General features: G+C 75.8%; 16 protein-coding genes. 7 read left to right on the forward strand and 9 right to left on the reverse strand.

Features of this window, described 5'->3' with window-relative positions; genetic code table 11:
* Positions 1-10: 10 nt before the first annotated feature.
* Genes HNR12_RS01510 through HNR12_RS01525 form a run of 4 tightly spaced genes read right to left on the reverse strand, consistent with a single transcriptional unit; the run spans position 11 to position 6,298 of the window.
* Positions 11-2,383, reverse strand: coding sequence for a DUF5682 family protein (locus HNR12_RS01510; RefSeq protein ID WP_179765761.1), 2,373 nt, complete (start codon positions 2,381-2,383; stop codon positions 11-13).
* Positions 2,383-3,480, reverse strand: a complete 1,098-nt coding sequence (locus HNR12_RS01515; RefSeq protein WP_179765762.1) for an ATP-binding protein — start codon at positions 3,478-3,480, stop codon at positions 2,383-2,385. Before HNR12_RS01515 ends, HNR12_RS01510 begins: the two co-directional genes overlap by 1 nt.
* On the reverse strand, positions 3,477-4,928 hold the full coding sequence (locus tag HNR12_RS28965; protein ID WP_179765763.1) for a DUF5691 domain-containing protein: 1,452 nt from the start codon (positions 4,926-4,928) through the stop codon (positions 3,477-3,479). The genes HNR12_RS01515 and HNR12_RS28965 overlap by 4 nt, the downstream gene beginning before the upstream one ends.
* Positions 4,929-4,978: 50 nt before the next feature.
* Complete coding sequence (locus tag HNR12_RS01525; RefSeq protein WP_179765764.1) at positions 4,979-6,298, reverse strand: SWIM zinc finger family protein; 1,320 nt, start codon at positions 6,296-6,298, stop codon at positions 4,979-4,981.
* 274 nt (positions 6,299-6,572) lie between these two features.
* Here HNR12_RS01525 and HNR12_RS01530 point away from each other — a divergent pair, with 274 nt between their 5' ends.
* Positions 6,573-7,580 carry a methyltransferase gene (locus HNR12_RS01530; protein WP_179765765.1) on the forward strand — a complete coding sequence of 336 codons (1,008 nt, stop codon included), beginning with the start codon at positions 6,573-6,575 and terminating at the stop codon, positions 7,578-7,580.
* A gap of 253 nt (positions 7,581-7,833) precedes the next feature.
* Here HNR12_RS01530 and HNR12_RS01535 read toward each other — a convergent pair whose 3' ends face one another.
* On the reverse strand, positions 7,834-8,406 hold the full coding sequence (locus HNR12_RS01535; RefSeq protein ID WP_179765766.1) for a hypothetical protein: 573 nt from the start codon (positions 8,404-8,406) through the stop codon (positions 7,834-7,836).
* 279 nt (positions 8,407-8,685) lie between these two features.
* Here HNR12_RS01535 and HNR12_RS01540 point away from each other — a divergent pair, with 279 nt between their 5' ends.
* Positions 8,686-9,372: a TetR/AcrR family transcriptional regulator gene (locus HNR12_RS01540; RefSeq protein ID WP_179765767.1), complete on the forward strand. Its 687-nt coding sequence runs from the start codon at positions 8,686-8,688 to the stop codon at positions 9,370-9,372.
* A gap of 58 nt (positions 9,373-9,430) precedes the next feature.
* Positions 9,431-10,804 (forward strand): glycosyl transferase family 2, encoded by a 1,374-nt coding sequence (locus HNR12_RS01545; protein WP_179765768.1) that lies wholly within the window; start codon positions 9,431-9,433, stop codon positions 10,802-10,804.
* A 22-nt stretch (positions 10,805-10,826) separates the two neighbouring features.
* Here HNR12_RS01545 and pstS read toward each other — a convergent pair whose 3' ends face one another.
* The 3 genes from pstS to HNR12_RS01560 all read right to left on the reverse strand — a co-directional run bounded on the left by pstS (position 10,827) and on the right by HNR12_RS01560 (position 13,122).
* On the reverse strand, positions 10,827-11,891 hold the full coding sequence (gene pstS, locus HNR12_RS01550) for a phosphate ABC transporter substrate-binding protein PstS (protein WP_372451087.1): 1,065 nt from the start codon (positions 11,889-11,891) through the stop codon (positions 10,827-10,829).
* 273 nt (positions 11,892-12,164) lie between these two features.
* On the reverse strand, positions 12,165-12,341 hold the full coding sequence (locus HNR12_RS01555; RefSeq protein ID WP_179765769.1) for a DUF397 domain-containing protein: 177 nt from the start codon (positions 12,339-12,341) through the stop codon (positions 12,165-12,167).
* Positions 12,322-13,122, reverse strand: coding sequence for a helix-turn-helix domain-containing protein (locus HNR12_RS01560; RefSeq protein ID WP_179765770.1), 801 nt, complete (start codon positions 13,120-13,122; stop codon positions 12,322-12,324). The genes HNR12_RS01555 and HNR12_RS01560 overlap by 20 nt, the downstream gene beginning before the upstream one ends.
* Positions 13,123-13,206: 84 nt before the next feature.
* Between HNR12_RS01560 and HNR12_RS01565 the strand changes: the two genes are divergently transcribed.
* The gene (locus HNR12_RS01565) at positions 13,207-13,548 is read left to right on the forward strand and encodes a hypothetical protein (protein WP_179765771.1); all 342 of its coding nucleotides are present in this window, start codon (positions 13,207-13,209) and stop codon (positions 13,546-13,548) included.
* 233 nt (positions 13,549-13,781) lie between these two features.
* On the opposite strand, the gene aroQ is transcribed toward HNR12_RS01565, so the two are convergent.
* A complete protein-coding gene (gene aroQ / locus HNR12_RS01570) occupies positions 13,782-14,249 on the reverse strand; it encodes a type II 3-dehydroquinate dehydratase (protein WP_179765772.1) in 468 nt (155 codons plus the stop codon).
* A gap of 273 nt (positions 14,250-14,522) precedes the next feature.
* On the opposite strand from aroQ, the gene treY reads away from it, so the two are divergent.
* From treY to HNR12_RS01585, 3 genes are all read left to right on the forward strand, one after another.
* Positions 14,523-16,868, forward strand: coding sequence for a malto-oligosyltrehalose synthase (gene treY, locus HNR12_RS01575; RefSeq protein WP_179765773.1), 2,346 nt, complete (start codon positions 14,523-14,525; stop codon positions 16,866-16,868).
* 218 nt (positions 16,869-17,086) lie between these two features.
* Positions 17,087-17,500 (forward strand): hypothetical protein, encoded by a 414-nt coding sequence (locus tag HNR12_RS01580; RefSeq protein WP_246424977.1) that lies wholly within the window; start codon positions 17,087-17,089, stop codon positions 17,498-17,500.
* Positions 17,501-17,675: 175 nt separating this feature from the next.
* The gene (locus tag HNR12_RS01585; protein WP_179770324.1) at positions 17,676-18,512 is read left to right on the forward strand and encodes a putative RNA methyltransferase; all 837 of its coding nucleotides are present in this window, start codon (positions 17,676-17,678) and stop codon (positions 18,510-18,512) included.
* The last annotated feature ends 7 nt before the right edge of the window (positions 18,513-18,519 follow it).

The raw sequence follows: 18,519 nt of genomic DNA on the forward strand, positions 1-18,519 counted from the left end.
GGAGGGGCGGTCAGGCCGGGACGGGTGCGGTCACGCCGAGCAGTTCGGCCACCGCGGCCACCGCGGGCGCGGCGCGCGCGGGGTCGAGGTCGTCGGCGGGGTCGTCCTCGACGGAGCCGGCGGCCTCGCCCAGGCGGCTCACCTGGTCGCCGATGGCGCGGCGCTCGGGCGCGGCGAACGATCCGAAGGTGCGCCGCACCAGCGGCAGGACCTCGGTGAACGCCTCGCCGGACAGGCCGGCGAGCCAGGTGTCCACCACCTCCAGCAGCGCGGTGTCGTGCACCAGCAGCAGCCCGCTGCCCGAGAGGAAGCCCTCCAGCCAGGCGGCGGCGCGCGCCGGCTCCACCCCGCGCGAGGTGGCCCGCGTCATGCGCAGCGCCAGCGCGGAGTCGTCGAGCCGGCCGGCGTCGTGCAGGATGCGGTTGGCCCGCCCCGCCACCCGGCCCGGCGCGGACTCCCGCACCGCCACCGCGCCCAGGGCGTCCAGCCAGTCGGCCTCGGCCTGGCCGCCCAGCAGCACGGCGGCGCCCTGCACGGCGTCGACCGCCTTGACCATGGCCGCCGCCGCGGCGTCGTCGAGCCCGGTGAGGGCCGGGACCAGCCCGGTGCACACCCGCGCCAGCAGTTGGGCGGCCACCCGGTGCAGCGCCGCGGAGTCGCTCTTGCGGACGTCGCCGTAGCGCACCGAGCGGGCCAGCGGCGGCAGGGCCGCCATCAGCCGTTCGATGTCGGTGTCCTCGGCGGCGCGCGCGGTCAGCGCGGCCAGGACCCCGCCGATGGCGTCGGTGAGGTCGGCGTGCAGGCACTTCTCGGCCAGTGCGGTGAGCGTGGGCAGGTCGGCCTCTGCCGCGCGGGCCCGCACGCGGGCGGTGGCGGCGGACTCCACGTCGGTGCCCCACACCCCGGCCTCGATCAGCGAGAGGTCGAGTTCGGGGGCCCACACCAGGTGCCAGGACTCCCGGAAGGTGCCCTTGGAGCCCGTGGCGCCGCGCTGGGGGGTGCCCCAGTTGACGCCCAGCAGCCGCAGCCGGTGCAGCAGCACGCTGCGCCGCCGGCCGTTGTCCTCGCGCAGGTCCAGGTCGAGGTCGCGCGGGGTGGCCGAGGGCTGCAGCCGCACCCGCTTCTGCTGGGCGGCGAGGTCGCGCTGCAGCGGCACCATGGGCGTGTGCTCGGGCACCGAGCCCAGCCGCTCGCCGACGACCATGTCGCGGTGCAGCACCTCGGCGCGCGTCCGCGCGCCCTCGCACAGCACCGACTCCACGGCGTCGGCGACCTCCTCCAGGCCGGCCAGCGGCCGACCGCGCAGCACGGCCAGGGTCTGGGTCAGCCGCACGGCCTCGATGACGTGGGCGGAGGACACCGCGTGGTCGCGCTCGCGCAGCAGCCGCCCGGCCTCGGCCAGCCACCTCTCCACCGGGCGGTCGGGCGCGGTGAAGAGGTGGTGGTACCAGCCGGGCGCCCGCACGCCGGCGCGGTAGCCCGACGCGGCGGCCAGCCGGCCGTGGGTCCAGGGGATCCACGTGGCCGCGACCTTGGCCTTGGGCAGCCCGCGCAGCACGGCGGTGTCGTCGGAGACGCGGGGGTGCTCCAGCAGCGCCGGCACGTGCCAGGCGCCGCAGACCACGGCGATGCGCCGGTGGTCCTCGCGCAGCGCCTTGCGCAGCACCTGGCGCATGTGGGCCTCGCGGCGGGCCTCGCGTTCGGCGGCGGCGCCGGTCAGGCCGGTGCCCAGTTCGGCCCGCACCGCCGCCATGGCCTCGGCGATCGCGGGGAAGGGCGAGGGGGTGTCGGGGCCGGTCTCGCGGCCCTCGACCACCTCGTCCCACCACCGCTCGGGGTCGTCGTAGCCGGCGGCCTCGGCGAGGACGCCCAGCGGGTCGGTGACGCGGCGCTCGGCCTCGTCGCCGGAGTCGGGGGCCGCCGCCGGCAGCGGGGTGTCGGCGCCCTCGGGGGCCGGGACCTCCGCCGCGCCGGGGCCGGCCCCGCCCCCGCAGTCGGACGCCGCGCCGCCGGAGTCCTCGCCGGCCTCCGGCTTGGGCTCGGCCTCGGGCTCGGCGAGGGTGTGGGCCGCCGGAAGGTCGCAGAAGCGGACCTCGACGCCGTTGCGGGCGGCGTAGCTCAGCGCCACCCACTCCGGGGAGAACACCGCGAACGGCCAGAACGCCGCCCGCGCCGGCTCCCCGGGCACGTAGGCCAGCAGCGCCACCGGCGGCTCCAGGCCCTCGCCGACCAGCCCGGTGAGCTGGTCGGCCTCGGGCGGACCCTCGATGAGCACGAGGTCGGGACGCAGCCGCTCAAGCTCGGCCGCCACCGCGCGCGCCGACCCCGGGCCGTGGTGGCGCACCCCCAGGACGTGCACGCGGTCGGTGTCGACGCGCGCCATCAGCGGCTCACTTCGCGGCAGGCGCGGTAGAAGCCGTCCCACCCGTCGCGCTCGCGCGCCACGGTCTCCAGGTACTCCCGCCACACCACGGAGTCGGAGACGGGGTCCTGCACCACGGCGCCGTGGATGCCCGCGGCGACGTCGGCGGGGCGCAGGGTGCCGTCGCCGAAGTGCGCGGCCAGCGCGATGCCGTTGGTGACCACCGAGATCGCCTCGGCGGTGCTGAGCGTGCCGCTGGGCGACTTCACCTTGGCCTTGCCGTCGGTGGTGACGCCCTGGCGCAGCTCGCGGAAGACGGTCACCACGCGGCGGATCTCGGCCAGGCTGGTGGGGACCTCGGGCAGCTCCAGCGAACGGCCGAGGTCGGCCACGCGCCGGGTGACGATGTCGATCTCCTCGTCGATGGTGGCCGGGACCGGCAGCACCACGGTGTTGAAGCGGCGGCGCAGCGCGCTGGAGAGGTCGTTGACGCCGCGGTCGCGGTCGTTGGCGGTGGCGATCACGTTGAACCCGCGCTGGGCCTGGACCTCCATGCTCAGCTCCGGGACCGGCAGCGCCTTCTCCGACAGGACGGTGATCAGCGCGTCCTGGACGTCGGAGGGGATGCGGGTCAGCTCCTCGACGCGGGCCAGGCGGCCGTCGGCCATGGCGGTCATGACCGGGCTGGGCACCAGCGCGGCCTCCGAGGGCCCCTCGGCCAGCAGCCGCGCGTAGTTCCAGCCGTAGCGGATGGCCTCCTCGGCGGTGCCGGCGGTGCCCTGGACCAGCAGGGTGGAGTCGCCGGAGATGGCCGCCGCCAGGTGCTCCGACAGCCAGGTCTTGGCGGTGCCGGGCACACCCAGCAGCAGCAGCGCGCGGTCGGTGGCCAGGGTGGCCACGGCGATCTCCACGACGCGGCGGTGGCCGATGTACTTGGGGGTGATCTCGGTGCCGTCGTCGAGCTTGCCGCCCAGGATGTACTGGGTGACGGCCCACGGCGACATCCGCCACCCCGGCGGGCGCGGGCGGGAGTCGGCGCGTTCGAGCGCGGCCAGCTCGTCGGCGTAGCTCTGCTCCGCGTGCGGCCGCAGCGCGGCCCCGGTGGCGGGGTGGCTCAATGGAACTCCTTGTGCATCTCGTGGCGGACGCGCAGCTTCTCGGCGAGGCTGCGCAGGATCTCGGCGACGCGAAGCTCGTCGCTGGTGGGAGGGTCGGAGGGGGTGCCCTGGCGGGCGCGCGCGGCGTCGGTCATGCGCGGGTGCAGCTCGGGCGGCATGCGGTACTCGGCGGCGCGGGCCAGGCCGTGCAGGCCGCTGTCGTTGCCCGAGGCGGCGGCCAGCACGTCGGCCACGGCGCCGCCCAGCTCCAGGCTCCAGGGGCACTCCACGCACTCGACCGCCGCGAGCAGGGCCGAGGCCGCGCCGCGCCCGGTGGGGGCCTGCTTGGCGTGCCCCATGGCCCAGGCGCACTGCTCGTCGGGCGGCAGCAGGCCGACCAGGGCGTGGGCGCGGCTGGCGCGCACGTGGTGGTGGCGGGAGAGGCTGCGGAACAGCAGGGGCAGCAGGGCCCGCGCCCAGTCCGGGCGCCGCTGCACGACCGCGGCGTTGCCCAGGGTGTCGAGCAGTTCGTTGTGGGCACAGGCGGCGGCCGCGACCTCGTCGGGGTCGGCGCCCAGGTGGCCCAGCCAGCAGTCGAGCGGGGCGTGGGTGACCAGCGCCCACAGGCGCTCCTCGCGGACCTCGGAGCGGGTTCCGGTGGCCGAGGCCAGGCCGAGTTCGCGGGGAATGTCGGGGTCGTCGGCCGCGGGCGGGCGGATCTCGACCGCGCCGTCGTGGAGCAGCACGTGGCGGCGGGCGAGGTCGGCCAGGCGCGCGCCGCGCTCGGTGCCCGGGAGTTGGGCCAGCAGTGCCAGGGCGATGCCGCGCACCCGCGCGCTGCGGTCGGCCATGGCCTCTTCGAGCAGGGGTTCGTCGGCGGCCGACAGCAGGGGTTCGCGGGCCTCCAGCAGGGCGCGGCGGCCCTCGGCGCCCTTGGCGCGCCACTCCTCGACGGTGAACTCCCCGCTCTGGGAGAGCCGGTCGAGGTAGGACCAGCGGTCGCTGACGGCGGCCAGCCAGCGGCCGCGCTCGCCCACCACGCGCACCATCAGCCGACCGAGGTCGTGGTCGCGGGCGCCGCGGTTCAGCAGGTCGGGCAGCACGTCGGGCGGGACGACCATGCCGCGTTCGGCGGCGAGGCCCAGCCACTCGCGCAGCAGCGGGGTGTCGGCGTTGAGGACCGAGGACAGGCGGAGCACGGCGGGGCCGGGGACCTCGGGCGCGGTGTCGGGCGCCGCCTGCGGCAGGCGGCCGGGGGAGTCGGGCGGTACGCGCAGGGCGGTCCGCCCGGCGCGCCGGCGCACCGCCGCCAGCGCGGCGCGGTCGAGCAGGGCCAGCGCGGGGTCGTCGCGCTCGACGGCCGGGAGGCCGGCGGGTTGGGGCACCGAGCGGCGGGCGGTGCCCACCAGGGCCGCGGAGACGAGGTCGCTCCAGGTGGCCGCGGGCGCGGTCGGGGAGTCGGGGGGCACAGAAGTCCTCTCACGTCGGGAGGCGGAGACGGGGGCGCGGCGCCGACGGCTCAGGCGCGGACGACCCGGGGGTCGAGGGAGACGGCGCGGCCGTCGGGGCCCCACACGGTCAGCGGCCGCAGGCCCGAGGGGGTCCACTCGCCGGCCACGGTGACCGGCCGCCCGCCGCTCACCGCCGCGGCCGTCAGCGGCGGGCAGCAGTCCTGGCGCAGCGGCAGCGCGGCGCCGCCGGGGTCGGCCAGCAGCCAGGGGGTGCCGCGCACGAGCACGGCGTCGGCGACCACCACCGGCCACGCGGTGCACCAGGGGTCGGCGGCCAGCGCGGCCGACCAGGCGGCGAGCGCGTCGTCGGCGCCGGTGCCGGCGGGCTCGGCGGGGGAGTCGGAGTGCAGGGCGACCAGGACCGCTCGGGACTCGGCGGGGTGGAAGGCGAGGTCGGCGTCGACGGCCGTGCCCACCCGCACGGGGGTTTCGGGCACCTGGCCCTCGGGGGCGAAGGACACCATCATGGCGGTGCGCCCGGTGGTGGCCCCGCGCAGCCAGATGCGGCGGCCCCGGACCTGCCCGGCGGGGAAGTCGCACCGGCCCAGGACGTGCCAGGTGTCGCGCACCGGCGCGGAGAGGTCGGGGCTGGAGGGCAGCCCCACCCGGGCGCGCACGGTGGCGCGCATGGGTTCGGGGAGGTGGTCGCGCCGCTGGTAGGCGGCGCTCAGCAGGCGCAGCAGGGAGTACTCGGTCAGCAGGCGCGCGGGCCAGTCGGGCAGGGAGGTGGTGCCGCTGAGGCCGCGCACGTGGTCGGCGAGGCGGCCCGCCTGGGCGTCGACCAGCCGGGCGGCCACGGAGTCGATCTCGCCGTAGCCGAGGTTGGGCGCCCCGGCCAGCCCGGATTCGACCTGGTCGCGCAGCCACAGTTCGAGTTCGGCCAGGCCCTCGGCCACGCGCTCCTCGCGGCGTTCGAGCCGGCGGGCGGCGGCCTCGGGGTCGGCGGGCGCGGCCGGTGCGGCGGGCGGGCGCTCGCGCGCGGCCTCGCGCTTGGCCAGCCACTCGGCGGCCCAGTCGGGAGGGTCGCCGGGGTCGACCGTGTTCTCCGACCACAGGTACAGCAGGGCCAGCGCGTGCTTGCAGGGGAACTTGCGGCTGGGGCAGGAGCACCGGGAGGCGGGGGTGCCCGCCAGGTCGACCACGACCTGGTAGGGCTTCGACCCGCTGCCGGAGCATTCGCCCCACACCGCGCGGCCCGCACCGGAGTCGCCGGAGCGGAAGCCGCGCACCGGCCAGGAGGCCGGTTTGGCGGTCTTGACGGCGGCCTTGCGGGAGGATGCGTCGGGGGCGAGGGCCCAGACGTCGTCAGGGGTCCAGCGTTCGCTCACATCCCTGAATCTAGGGGGTGCCGCCGACAATTCCGGCCGGATGCGGGCGCCGCGCGCGGATCGGGGCGAAGTCGTGTCCCGGCCGGTGCGCGCCGGGCTCCGGGCGGCCCGGAGCGGTGGGTGGGGGCGGCTTCCAGGCGGTACGATGCGGGCCGCTGGTGGGGGAGGCCGGCGGCGCGAAGTGCCCCGCTGTGTCCGGTCGCGGGTGCTCTGGGTGTCGGCGTCTCCACGCGGCGTTACGGTGGTGTGGGGTCGAGGGGCGAGGAGGGCCGCGATGGCCGGGCAGGAAGCCGAGAGCCGCGAGCTGCTGCGGCTGATGGTGGGGCCGTGGCTGGCCGAGGCCGTGGTCACGGCCGTGCGCACGGGGGTCGTCGACCGGCTCGGCGACGGCCCGTGCGGCGCCGACGAGCTGGCGGCCGCGCTGGACCTGCGCCCCGAGCCGCTGGTGCGGCTGCTGCGGCTGCTGGCCGCCCTGGGCCTGGTGGAGGAGCGCGGCGGCCGGTTCTCGCTGACCTCCATGGGCGAGCTGCTGCACAGCGACCACCCGTCGTCGATGCGCGACCTGGCGCTGCTCTACAACAGCGACTTCTTCCTGCGGGCCTGGCGCGGGCTGCCCGAGGCCGTGCGCACGGGCGAGCAGGCGTTCCAGAGCGTGCACGGCACCGACGTCTACTCCTACCTGGCGGCCCACCACGACGACGCCGCGCTGTTCGACGCCGGCATGTCGGTGGGCAGCGGGTTCGCCGCCGGGCTGCCCGCGGCCTTCGACTTCGCCCGCGTCGGCCGGGTGGCCGACATCGGCGGCGGCGACGGCACCCGCCTGTCGGCGCTGCTGAGCGAGCACCCCCACCTGCACGGCACCCTCCAGGAGCGCCCCCAGGCGCTGGAGAGCGCGCGCGAGCGGCTGGCGCCGTTCATCGAAGAGGGCCGCTGCGACCTCGTCGGCGCCGACTTCCGCGAGCGCGTGGTGCCCGGTGCCGACGTCTACCTGCTGTGCCGGGTGCTGCACAACTGGGACGACTCCACCAGCGGGCGGCTGCTGGCCAACTGCGCGGCGGTCATGGGCCCCAGATCGCGGCTGCTGATCGTGGAGCGGATCATGCCCGACGGCCGCCACCCGTGGCTGTCGCGGGCGTTCGACCTGCACATGATGGTCATGACCGCCGGCCGCGAGCGCACGGTGGGGGAGTACGAGGCGCTGCTGCGGCCCGCGGGACTGCGCACCCTGGAGGTGCGCGACCTCGCCGTGGAGATGCGGGTCCTGGTGGCCGGCCCGGCCTGATCGGCGCGGCCCGGGACCGGGGGAGGTCGCCGGCGGGCCCGCGCACCCGCGGTCCTGAGCTGCAAGGGGGTCAGATGGTCACGGACGCGCGTCGATGGGCCCGGGCCCTACCGGCAACCCCCTGAAGTGTGGCCGATTCGCGGGAATTTAGCGAGGTCAGCCGTGAAATCGCAGGTCAGAGGGGTGCTGCGGGGGCGGCGAGGCAGCGGGTCAAGGCGCCTCGCCCCCGGCGGAAACCCGTTGGGCCCGCGGGTCAGCGGCCCTGGAGGGCGTCGAGCGCGACGGCCATGGCGATGACCAGGCGGCGGTCGACGTTGGGGTCCTGGACGTGGACGGTGTAGCGGTCGCGCAGGCCCCACTTCTTGTCCACGGAGAAGATCGGGTGCTGGCCCGCGACGAAGTCGAAGTGGTAGGGGATGAACTGCGCGGCCTCGATGAAGCGGCGCAGGATGCCCAGCACCTGGTTGCGCTCCTGGCCCGTGGCGGTGAACAGGCCGGGCTGCTCCAGGTGCCACGTCGAGCGCAGCAGCGACTGCTTGAAGTCCTTGCGGAACAGGCCGATCGGCTGGCCGTTGTGGTCGGTGACGTCGTAGGTGGCGCCCAGGTCGATGGCCTGGCGGGCCTTGAAGCCGAGCACCGGGTACTGCTTGGTGTCGTCGGTGTAGAGCGTCACCTGCTCCTTGAAGGCGAGGCGCTTCTGCTGGGCGAAGCAGATCAGGTCGCCTTCGCTGCCGTCGGGCAGCATGGCGCGGACCTCGTACTGGTTGACCATCATCCGGATCCGCTGCCGCACGGCGAACTGGGTAAGCGTCTGCAACTGGTTCATTGAGTGACTACCTTGGGTCATTGGGAAACGGGGGGAGAACCCGGCTGATCCTAGCGTTGAGCCAGGTCGCGGGGCGCCCGCGGACGGCCCGGGCGCCGAACCCGTGATCAGAGAGCAACCGGGTTCCGCGGGACAGGGGGCCTCCGCCTAGGCGCCGAGGGCAGGGCGACCGGAGCGGTGCCGGGGAGTGCGGCGGGCGGGAGCCCGGAGCGGACGGCGGCGAGCGGGACCGTCCGCGGCGCGGGTGCGCGCCGCCGCGGCGATCATAGACTAGCGGCCATGGACGGCGCGGCACGCATTCCCACCGGTTCCCCCCACACCGACCGCGCCGCGCGCCCGGTGCGGCGCGGGCGCCCGAGCGGGCGCACCGCCCAGGGCGACTCCGTGCGCGAACGCATCCTGGCCGCCGCCACCAGGCACTTCGCGGCCGCCGGCTACCACGGGTCCTCGCTGGCCCGCATCGCCGCCGACTGCGGGCTGTCCCAACCCGGCCTCCTGCACCACTTCCCCAGCAAGCGCCGGCTGCTGGAGGAGCTGCTGGCCGAGCGCGACCGGCGCGACGTGCTCGCCGTGGGCGGCTGGGCCGGGCAGAGCGGGGCGGCGGTGCTGGACTTCGTGCGCCGCCTGGTGGCCCACAACGCCCGCCAGCCCGACGTGGTCCGCGCCTTCGCGGTGCTGTCGGGCGAGGCCGTGGGCACCGACCACCCGGCCCGCGACTACTTCGCCGAGCGCTACCGCACCGGCGTCGCCGCCATGGCCGCGGGCCTGCGGCGCGGGGTGGAGGCCGGCGAGCTGCGCGCCGATCTGGACTGCGCCGCCGTGGCCGCCGAGGTGCTGGCGGTCATGGACGGCATGCAGACCCAGTGGCTGCTGGCGCCCGAGGACTACGACATGGCCGCCGCGTTCGGCGCCTACGCCGACCGGCTGCGCGCGGCGATCGCCGCGCCCGCTCGCGCCGGGGGCTGAATCCCCAGGCTCGCCAAGGGGGAGGTGCGCTCGGCACCCGGCCGCCTACAATCACTCTGTGTTCATCGACCAGTACCGTGTGTCGCGGGCCGACGGCGTCTCCTTCCGGGGGCGCGTGGAGCGGCTGCCCCTGCGGGTCTTCCGCAACGACTGGCGGTCCCTGTGCCCGCCGCGCGTCGGCTCCTGGACGCCCCGGCTCACGGTGAGCGTCGTGGTGTGCGGCGCCGAGCCCGGACCGCTTTCGGCCACCCTCGGCGCGCTGGCCGCCCAGACCTACCCGGCCGCGCTGCTGGAGGTCGTGGTGGTCCACGACCACCTCCGCCCCGCGCCCCCCGGACCCCTGGGGCCCGGCCGCCGCGCCGCGGCCGTGCCCGCGCTGGGCGACGGCGGCCCGGCGCCCCAGGGCCGCCTGCGCGCCTACGGCGCCCACACCACCGGCGGCGACCTGCTGTGCTGGCTCGACTCCGGCGCCCGACCCGACCCCGTCTTCGTGGAGTCCCACGCCCGCTGGCACCACCTGCACGCCGAGTGCGCCACCCTGGCCCGCACCGGCGCCGTGCGCGCCGCGCCCCTGGGCGGCCACCCGCCGCGAGCGGGCTCCGCCCTGATGCTGCGGCGCTCCCTGTACGAGGCGGTCGGCGGCCTCGACCCCGACTCCGGCCCCGACTGCGAACGCGATCTCTGCGCGCGCCTGTGGCACGCGGGCGCGGTGCTGGTGCCCGAACGCGCGCTGGCGGGGCAGGCGGCCGGTGCCCGCGGCGCCGAACCCGACCCCCGCACCCCGGCCGCCCCCTCCGGGGCGCAGCGGGTCGAGGCGGTGGTCGAGGCCGGCGGGGTGCCCGCGCCGCTCGTGCGCGCCTGCGTCGACCGGCTGCTCGCCCAGACCGGGTGCGACCTCGCCGTCACCCTGGTCGGCGCCTGGGACCGCGCCGACGACCCCGGCCCGCCCTCGGGCGCCGGGCTGCGCGCCGTGCGCGACCACTACCGGGGCCATCCCCGCGTCTCCTTCAGCACCGTCGTCCCGCGCACGGCGTTCCCCGCGCCCTGGCTGCTCCAGGTGCCGGTGCACTGGGGCCTGGCCCCGGGCGCCCTGAGCAGGCTCATCGCCCGCGCCGAGCGCGCGCGGGCCGGGGTTCTTGAGGCGGTGCCGGTGCGCGCGCCCGCGCGGGGCTGCGGGGTGCGGCTGTGGCGCACGCGGGCGCACACCCGCGCGCTGCGGGTCCGGGTGCGCGGCGAGGACCCCGCCGACGTCGTGGCCGAGGTCTACGGCCGCTACCGCCTCCAGGCGGGGGAGTCCGTGCTGGTCGACCTGCTGGGCCCGCCCGCGCCGCAGGCGCCCCGGCCGCCCGCTCCCCGGCCAGAGCCCGATCCCGGCGGTCGGCCCTCCCGGCTGGCCCGGCTCTACGCCGCCCTGCGCGCCCGCCGCTGCTGAGCGCGGGCGCGCCCGGCGCGGGTCAGCCCGCGGCGCCGATGGCGGCCACCGCGTCGAGCAGGTCGGCGCGCAGGCCCTCGGGCAGCGGCGCCGACCCGGTCTCCTGCGCGGCCGCGCGCTGGCCCGCCTCGCTGAACACGTAGCCCAGGAACGCGCGGACGCGCTCGGCCTCCTCGGGGGTGGGGTAGCGCAGGCAGGCGATCTCGTAGGTCACCAGCACGATCGGGTAGGTCCCCGGCTCGGTGGTGCCGTAGTCGATCTCCAGCGCGTGGTCGTGCTCGCCGCCGCCCTCGCGCTCGGGCGAGGCGGCCACCACGCGCGCGGCGGCCTCGGGGTCGACCCCGACGAACTCGCCGTCGCCGTGGCCGATGGCGGCGGTGGACATCGAGCCGATGTGGGACGCCTCGACGTAGCCGATGGCGCCCTGGGCGCTCTCGACCGCCTCGGCGATGCCGCTGTTGCCCTGGGCGGCCTCGACGGGCGGGCGCGGCCAGTTGCCGCTGGGCTCGTGCGGCCAGGCGTCGCCGGCCGCCGCCGCGAGGTAGGACGTGAAGTTCTCGGTGGTTCCGGACTCGTCGGAGCGGGTGACCGGGGTGATACGGGTGTCGGGCAGGTCGGTGCCGGGGTTGTCCTCGGCGATCTCGGGGTCGTTCCAGCGGGTGATGCGGCCGTCGAAGATCTTGGCGAGGACGGCCGGGCGCAGGTTCAGCGAGTCGACGCCCTCCAGGTGGAAGACGACGGCGATCGGCACCACGTAGCCGGGCAGGTTGACGGCGGGCGCGCCGGAGCACCGCTCGCGCGCGTCTTGGTGCTCCTCGGGCTCCAGCGCGGAGTCGGACCCGGCGAAGTCCACGGCGCCGTCGATGAACTGGCTGCGCCCGCCGCCGGAGCCGATGGCGTCGTAGAGGACCAGCGCGTCGGAGCAGGCGATCTGGTAGGCGGCCACCCAGGTGTGCATGGCGTTCTCCTGGGCGCTGGACCCCGCACCGGAGAGGGCGCCGTCAAGGCAGGCGAGGTCGCCGGGCACGGGCGGGGGCTCCTCGCCCCGCAGGGCGTTGTCGCTGCCGCAGCCGGTTGCCAGCGCCACCACGGCGGCCAGAGCGGTCGCGGTCAGAGAGCGGGTACGGCGACGGTGCCGGAACCGGGACAGGGCCACGAGGTGTCAGTCCCCCTTGTGATCGGACGGTAACCGCTCGCGGTCGAACCGCCCCAGGGGTGTCCCCCGGGCGGCTCACCGGTGAGCGGACGACGGCGCAGAATCTAACAGCAGGTTAACGTGCGTGGCAGCAGGGGGGTGCGGACAGCACAGCGGCCCCGAGGAGAGGACTCGGGGCCGCCGGCGCGTGGGTGTGCGGAGGGGTCAGAGCCTGTCGGCGTCGGCGAGAAAGGCCGCCCACTCGGCGGCGGGGAAGGCGAGGAACCCGGCCTCGCGGTTCCGGGTGTCGCGCACCAGGGCCGTCCCGTTGTCGCCAACGCGGGCCTCAAGGCAGTCGCCCCGGGGGCCGCTGTAAGTGCTTTTACGCCACTGCGAATCCATCTCGAATCTCCTCCAATGCGGCCAAACTCCGGTCTGGATCGTAGCCCCAGCTCGCAAGCTCGGAGAACACGGTCGTCAGCCTTCTGACCTCGGCGGTCCTGACCTCCACAATCGAACCCGTGGCATGCTCGCATTCCACGCGGGGGACTCGATCGTCAAAGGACAGGATGCGGAATGAGCCCGCCAATCGGCCGTGGTAGCCGATGCCATCAGGGAGAACCTGGATGCGGACGCGCTCTGAGAGGTCGATGAGGTGCTGCAGCTGCCGGTGCATGGTCTCGGAGCCGCCAACCGCGTACCGCAGGACGAACTCCGGGATGATGACCCGCACTGCGGCCTCAAGCTGCCGGAGCCGGTCGCACCGCGCTTCCACCAGCGCTTCGATCGCTTCCGGGTTCTCACCCGGCGACGCGTCACTGAACACTATTCGCGCGTAGTCAGGGGTCTGCAGCAGTCCGGGGACGTACAGGGGATTGAACGCCCGGATCTCGGTGGCCCGCTCCTCGCTCTCCCTGATGCGGTTCAGCCAGTCGGGATCTGAGGCCCGGTCTCGCGACTCGCGCCAGGCCGTCACGACTTCGCCGTTGGCTTCCAGCAGGGAGTCGAGCCGTTCGACGTTGGCGAGCGTGGTCGAACGGTAGCCCGACTCAAGCTTGCTGATCGTACTCTTCGCCAGGCTTGTCGCTGAAGCGACCTGCTCAAGAGTCAATCCCTTGCTGTTACGCCATTTTCGGAGAGTGGTCCCGAACTGGCGGTGATGCATGTTCATGTTGGCAAGCATGTCACATGGTGTTGGCTTTTGGAGGCTACTTCTCCCAGTCCTTGCCCATCGCTGCCACCTGGCTTCTCCTGGCCGATTGACAGCGTGACCCTGGAGAGCGATGGGGATTTCCAGACAGGAGAAGAAACCATGAGGCTGCCACCCGACCACATCATTGCCGCGCTTCCCTCAGATGTGGCAATACGGATCATCGACCTGAACGCGGTCAATCCGGCCTATTACGTCTGGCCGAGTATGGACAACGGGGAGTTCGGCGGTTCCTATTACGCCTCTCTCGATCCGGAAAAGATGCCCGCGGGGAAGAACTGGGCCCCGACTCTCGCTAGTCCCACGCCCTGGCAGATGGAACGCCTTCTGGAGTACCCGCCGGACCGAGTGGAGGTGAAGAATTGGAAGGAAACGACAAAAATCACCCGCCGGGGCTAGCCGACGAACTCCCCGAACCGCCCGGGAAATGGGCTTGCCGGCTGTGCGAGCGCGACGGCAACACCGGCCAGTGCTGCTCGTGGTGCGGCAACCCGCTGAGCGAGAACGCCAACCTCCTCCCGCTCCCCGATGAGAGGCCCACACGGGTGCGGCCCTATCTCAACCGTCTCGACCACCTCGACGGCTGAGACGGCCGAAGGGCCACGGGAACCCCCGGTCCGCCGGGCCGGGGGTCACCCCCGCTCGGCGCGGCGCTCCTCGATGCGGGACAGGACCGCGCGCAGGCCCAGTTCGTAGCCGAACGGGCCGCATCCGGCGATGTAGCCCGCCGCCACCGGGGCCGTCACCGACGTGTGGCGGAACGGCTCGCGCGCGTAGACATTGGAGATGTGGACCTCGACGCACGGGGTGTCCACGGCGTCGATCGCGTCGCGCAGGGCGATGCTGTAGTGGGCGAAGGCCCCGGGGTTGAGCACGATCCCGTCCAGGTCGCGCGCCCGGTGCACGTGCTCCACCAGTTCGCCCTCGTGGTTGCTCTGCGCGCACTCCACCGCGACCCCCAGTTCGGCGCCCAGGTCGCGCACCCGGCGCTCGATGTCGGCCAGGGTCGCCGTGCCGTACTGGCCCGGATCGCGGGTGCCCAGCAGGTTGAGGTTGGGACCGTTGAGCAGCAGCACGGTGGTGGCGGCGGAGTCGGCCATCGCGGGCGGCCCTTTCTGGCTGCGGATCGGATCCGCGGACGACGTGGATCCGCGGAGGCGCAGGCGGCGCAGGGGCATCCTAGTGCCGCGCTCCCGCCGACCCGCCGGAAAGCGCCCCGGCGCCCCGGCGCTCCGTGCCGCGGCGCCCCGGCCCCGGAGCGCTCCGGCCGCCCGCGCCGCCGGAGCGCGCGGTCCCCCCGCAACCCCCGCCCAACCCCGCCATCCGCCCGGAAACCACGGTTCAAGCCGCGCCGCACGGGCACATGATCCAACGTGCGTGCCAAAGCCCCGACCTCCACCTACCGGCTCCAACTCGGTCCCGCCCTCACCCTCACCCGGGCCGCCGAACTCGTCGGCTACCTGCACCGCCTCGGCGTGGACACCGCCTACCTCTCGCCCATCCTCACCGCCGCCCCCGGCTCCGAGCACGGCTACGACGTGGTCGACCCCACCGAGGTCTCACCCGCCCTGGGCGGCGACCCCGCGCGCGCGGCACTGGTGGAGCGGCTGCGCGCGCACGGCATGGGCGTGGTGGTCGACATCGTGCCCAACCACATGTCGGTGGCCGCCCCGGCGGCCAACCCCTGGTGGTGGGACGTCCTGCGGCACGGCCGCGACTCCGCCTACGCGCGCTGCTTCGACATCGACTGGTCCCAGGACGTCCTCCAGCTCCCCGTCCTGGCCGACGACGGCGACGACGGCGCCGCCGCCCTGGCCAAGCTCGGGATCGCCGACGGCTGCCTCACCTACGAGGACCACCGGTTCCCGCTCGCCCCGGGCACCCACCGGGCCGGGGACAACCCCGCCGACGTGCACGCGCGCCAGCACTACCGGCTGGTGTCCTGGCGGCGCGCCCGCACCCGCCTGGACTACCGCCGCTTCTTCGACATCACCGGCCTGGCCGGGGTCCGCATGGAGGACCCCGACGTGTTCACCGCCGGCCACGCCGAGATCCTGCGCTGGGCCGAGCGCGGCGAACTCGACGGCCTGCGCGTGGACCACCCCGACGGCCTCGCCGACCCCGGCGCCTACCTGCGCCGCCTGCGCGAGCGCTTCCCCGGCTGGATCGTGGCCGAGAAGATCCTCGAACCCGGCGAGGACCTCCCCGCCTCCTGGCCCGTGGCCGGAACCACCGGCTACGACGCCCTGCGCGAGGTCTGCGGCGTGTTCGTGGACCCCGCCGGTGAGCCCGGCCTGACCGCGCTGGCCGACTCCCTGGGCGTGCCCACCGACCACGCCGCCGCCAAGGCCGAGGGGCGGCGCATGGCGGCGCGCGAACTGCTGCGCCCCGAGGTCGTGCGCATCGCCGCCCTGCTGGACCACCCCGAGCCCGACCGGGCCGAGGACGCCGTGGCCGAACTCCTGGCGTCCTTCCCCGCCTACCGCAGCTACCTGCCCGAGGGCCGGGCCGCCTGGGACACCGCCCTGGCCCAGGCGCGCGCCGCCCGCCCCGACCTGGCCGACGTGCTGGCCGCCCTCGACGCCCGCGTGCGCGCCGAGCCCGAGGGCGAGCCGGCGCTGCGCGTGCAGCAGACCAGCGGCATGGTCATGGCCAAGGGCACCGAGGACACCGCCTTCTACCGGGCCACCCGCATGGTCGCGCTCAACGAGGTCGGCGGCGACCCCGCGCGCTTCGGCGTGCCCGTGGCCGAGTTCCACGCCGCCCAGGCCCGCCGCGAGTCCGCCTGGCCCCACACCATGACCACGCTGTCCACCCACGACACCAAGCGCTCCGAGGACGTCCGCGCCCGCCTGGCCGTCCTCAGCGAGATCCCCGAGGAGTTCGCCGCCGCCGTGCGCCGCTGGCGCGAGCGCCGCGCCCTGCCCGACCCCGCCCTGGACCTGCTGGCCTGGCAGACCCTGGTGGGCACCTGGCCCATCAGCGCCGACCGCCTGCGCGACTACCTGCTCAAGGCCGCACACGAGCAGAAGGTCCGCACGTCCTGGCTCGACCCCGACCCGGAGTTCGACGCCGAGGTCGCCGCCTGGCCCGAACGCGTGCTCTCCGACGACGACCTGTGCGCCGACGTCGCGGCGTTCGTGGGGCGCGTGCGCGCGGCGGGGTGGAGCAACGCGCTCGGCCAGAAGCTGCTCCAGTTGGTGGGACCGGGGGTGCCCGACGTCTACCAGGGCACCGAGCTGTGGGACCTCTCGCTGGTCGACCCCGACAACCGCCGCCCCGTCGACTTCACGCTGCGCGAGTGCCTGCTGGAGCGCCTGGAGCGCGGCCACGTGCCCGAGGTCGACGCCACCGGCGAGGCCAAGCTGCACGTGGTGCGCCAGGCGCTGCTGCTGCGCCGCGACGGCGGCCGCGACCTGCGCGGCTACCTGCCGCTGGAGCCCAGCGGCCCGGCCGCCGCCCACGCCGTGGCGTTCGCGCGCGGCCCCGAGCGCGACGTGGCGGCCGTGGCCACCCGGCTGCCGCTGGGCCTGGCCCGCGCGGGGGGATGGCGCGACACCGTGCTGCCGCTGCCCACGGGCCCGGGCACCTGGACCGACCTGCTCACCGGGCAGGTCGTGGCCCCCGAGCGCACCGACGGCTTCTGCGCCGCCCGCCTGGAGTCGCTGCTCGCGCGCTACCCGGTGGCCCTGCTGGTGCGCCGGCAGCCCAGCGGGTGACCGGTCTGCGGTGACCCGGCCGGCAGGTCGGCCGCCGCGGACGACGGTGGGAGGCCGTGCGCGGCGGCGGGTGCCGGGCCGGTGGGGGCGGCCTCACGGCCGGGTTCGCCCTCCGCGGCGTCGAACGCGGGCGCGAGCGCGGACAGCGCCGCGCGGAGCCGGTCGGGCAGGGCCCCGGAGGGCACGACGCAGCGCGGCCCGGGCGGTGATCAGCGGCAGTGCCGCGTGTTCGCGCCCGCCGGCCGCTCGCCATCACCGGGTTCGGCACCGCGGCCTACCGGGGGGCGGGGGACCGGGGAGGGCGGGTGCTGGACGTGGTCGAGCACGACCCCCGCACCAGGGCCCCGATCCGGTTGAACGGCGTGTACGAGCGCGACGAGGCCGGCCAGGCCGCGTATCTGAGCGAACTGCTGGAGGTCTTCGAGACCGAGGGAGTGGACAGCGCGTTCGTGTTCCTGTTCGCCCAGCCCGGCTACCCGCACCGCCCGGACGGCGACCCCCAAGACGACCTGGACCGGGCCGGCCTGGGGATCGTCAAGTACCTCGACGGCCGCCGGGGGCGGACCTACCCCGACATGGAGTGGGAACCCAAGGCCGCCTTCGCGGCGGTGGCGCGGCGCTACCGGAGGTGACCGGCCCCGCGTACGGAGGCCGCGGCGCGGGGCCGGGCCGCGCCCCGGCGGCCCGCCCCCGACCGTCCGGTTGGCGGCCCCGGCCGTCCGCGCTGAGGGCGCGGCAGCGTCTAGGCTGGTAGCCGCCATGACCTCCACCGACGGCTCCCGGCCCCCCGCACCGACCCGGCTGCGCATGCCCGCGCCCGTGCTCGCCGCCCTGGCCTGCCCCGTCTGCGGCGCCGGACTGGCCGCCGAGGGCGGCGGACTCGCCTGCGGCGCCGGCCACCGCTTCGACGTCGCCAAGGAGGGCTACGCCGGCCTGCTGACCGGCCACCGCCCCGCCACCACCGGCGACACCAAGGAGATGGTGCGCGCCCGCCAGGAGTTCCAGGAGGCCGGGCACTACGCCCCGCTGGCGGAGCGGCTCGCCGCCCTGGCCGCCCGGCACGCCCCCGCCGACGGGATCGTCGCCGACGCGGGCGCGGGCACCGGCTACTACCTGCGCGCGGTCCTGGACGCCCTGCCCGAGGCCGCCGGCCTGGCCCTGGACGTCTCCAAGTTCGCGCTGCGCCGCGCCGCCCGCGCCCACCCGCGCGCCGGGGCCGCCGCCTGCGACACCTGGCGCGGCCTGCCGCTGCGCCCGGCCAGCACCGCGCTGCTGCTCAACGTCTTCGCGCCCCGGCAGCCGGCCGAGTTCCACCGCGTCCTGGCCGCCTCGGGCGCCCTGGTCGTCGTCACCCCCACCGCCCGCCACCTCGCCGAACTGGTCACCGCCCTGGACCTGGTCACCGTCGACGCGCGCAAGGAGGAGCGGCTGGAGGAGGGCCTGGCCGACCACTTCTCCCGCGCCCACCGCGAGGAGCTGGAGGTCGTCCTGCGCCTGGCCCCCGACCAGGCCCGCGCGCTGGTGGCCATGGGCCCCAGCGCCCGGCACCTGGACGCGGGCGGCCTCGACGCCCGGCTCGCGGCCCTGCCCGACCCCGTCGAGGTCACCGCCTCGTTCGCCCTCTCGGTGCACCGGCCCCGGTAGCGCCGAA

Origin of the sequence: Streptomonospora nanhaiensis (assembly GCF_013410565.1) — a bacterium.
GTDB lineage: Bacteria > Actinomycetota > Actinomycetes > Streptosporangiales > Streptosporangiaceae > Streptomonospora > Streptomonospora nanhaiensis.

What these genes read in the sequence shown, in the direction of transcription:
- HNR12_RS01555 (WP_179765769.1), bottom strand. Translation starts at nt 12,341, where the DNA reads ATGGATTCGCAGTGGCGTAAAAGCACTTACAGCGGCCCCCGGGGCGAC.
- HNR12_RS01535 (WP_179765766.1), bottom strand. Translation starts at nt 8,406, where the DNA reads ATGAACCAGTTGCAGACGCTTACCCAGTTCGCCGTGCGGCAGCGGATC.
- HNR12_RS01510 (WP_179765761.1), bottom strand. Translation starts at nt 2,383, where the DNA reads ATGGCGCGCGTCGACACCGACCGCGTGCACGTCCTGGGGGTGCGCCAC.
- HNR12_RS01530 (WP_179765765.1), top strand. Translation starts at nt 6,573, where the DNA reads ATGGCCGGGCAGGAAGCCGAGAGCCGCGAGCTGCTGCGGCTGATGGTG.
- HNR12_RS01560 (WP_179765770.1), bottom strand. Translation starts at nt 13,122, where the DNA reads ATGCTTGCCAACATGAACATGCATCACCGCCAGTTCGGGACCACTCTC.
- aroQ (WP_179765772.1), bottom strand. Translation starts at nt 14,249, where the DNA reads ATGGCCGACTCCGCCGCCACCACCGTGCTGCTGCTCAACGGTCCCAAC.
- HNR12_RS01585 (WP_179770324.1), top strand. Translation starts at nt 17,676, where the DNA reads ATGCCCGCGCCCGTGCTCGCCGCCCTGGCCTGCCCCGTCTGCGGCGCC.
- HNR12_RS01540 (WP_179765767.1), top strand. Translation starts at nt 8,686, where the DNA reads ATGGACGGCGCGGCACGCATTCCCACCGGTTCCCCCCACACCGACCGC.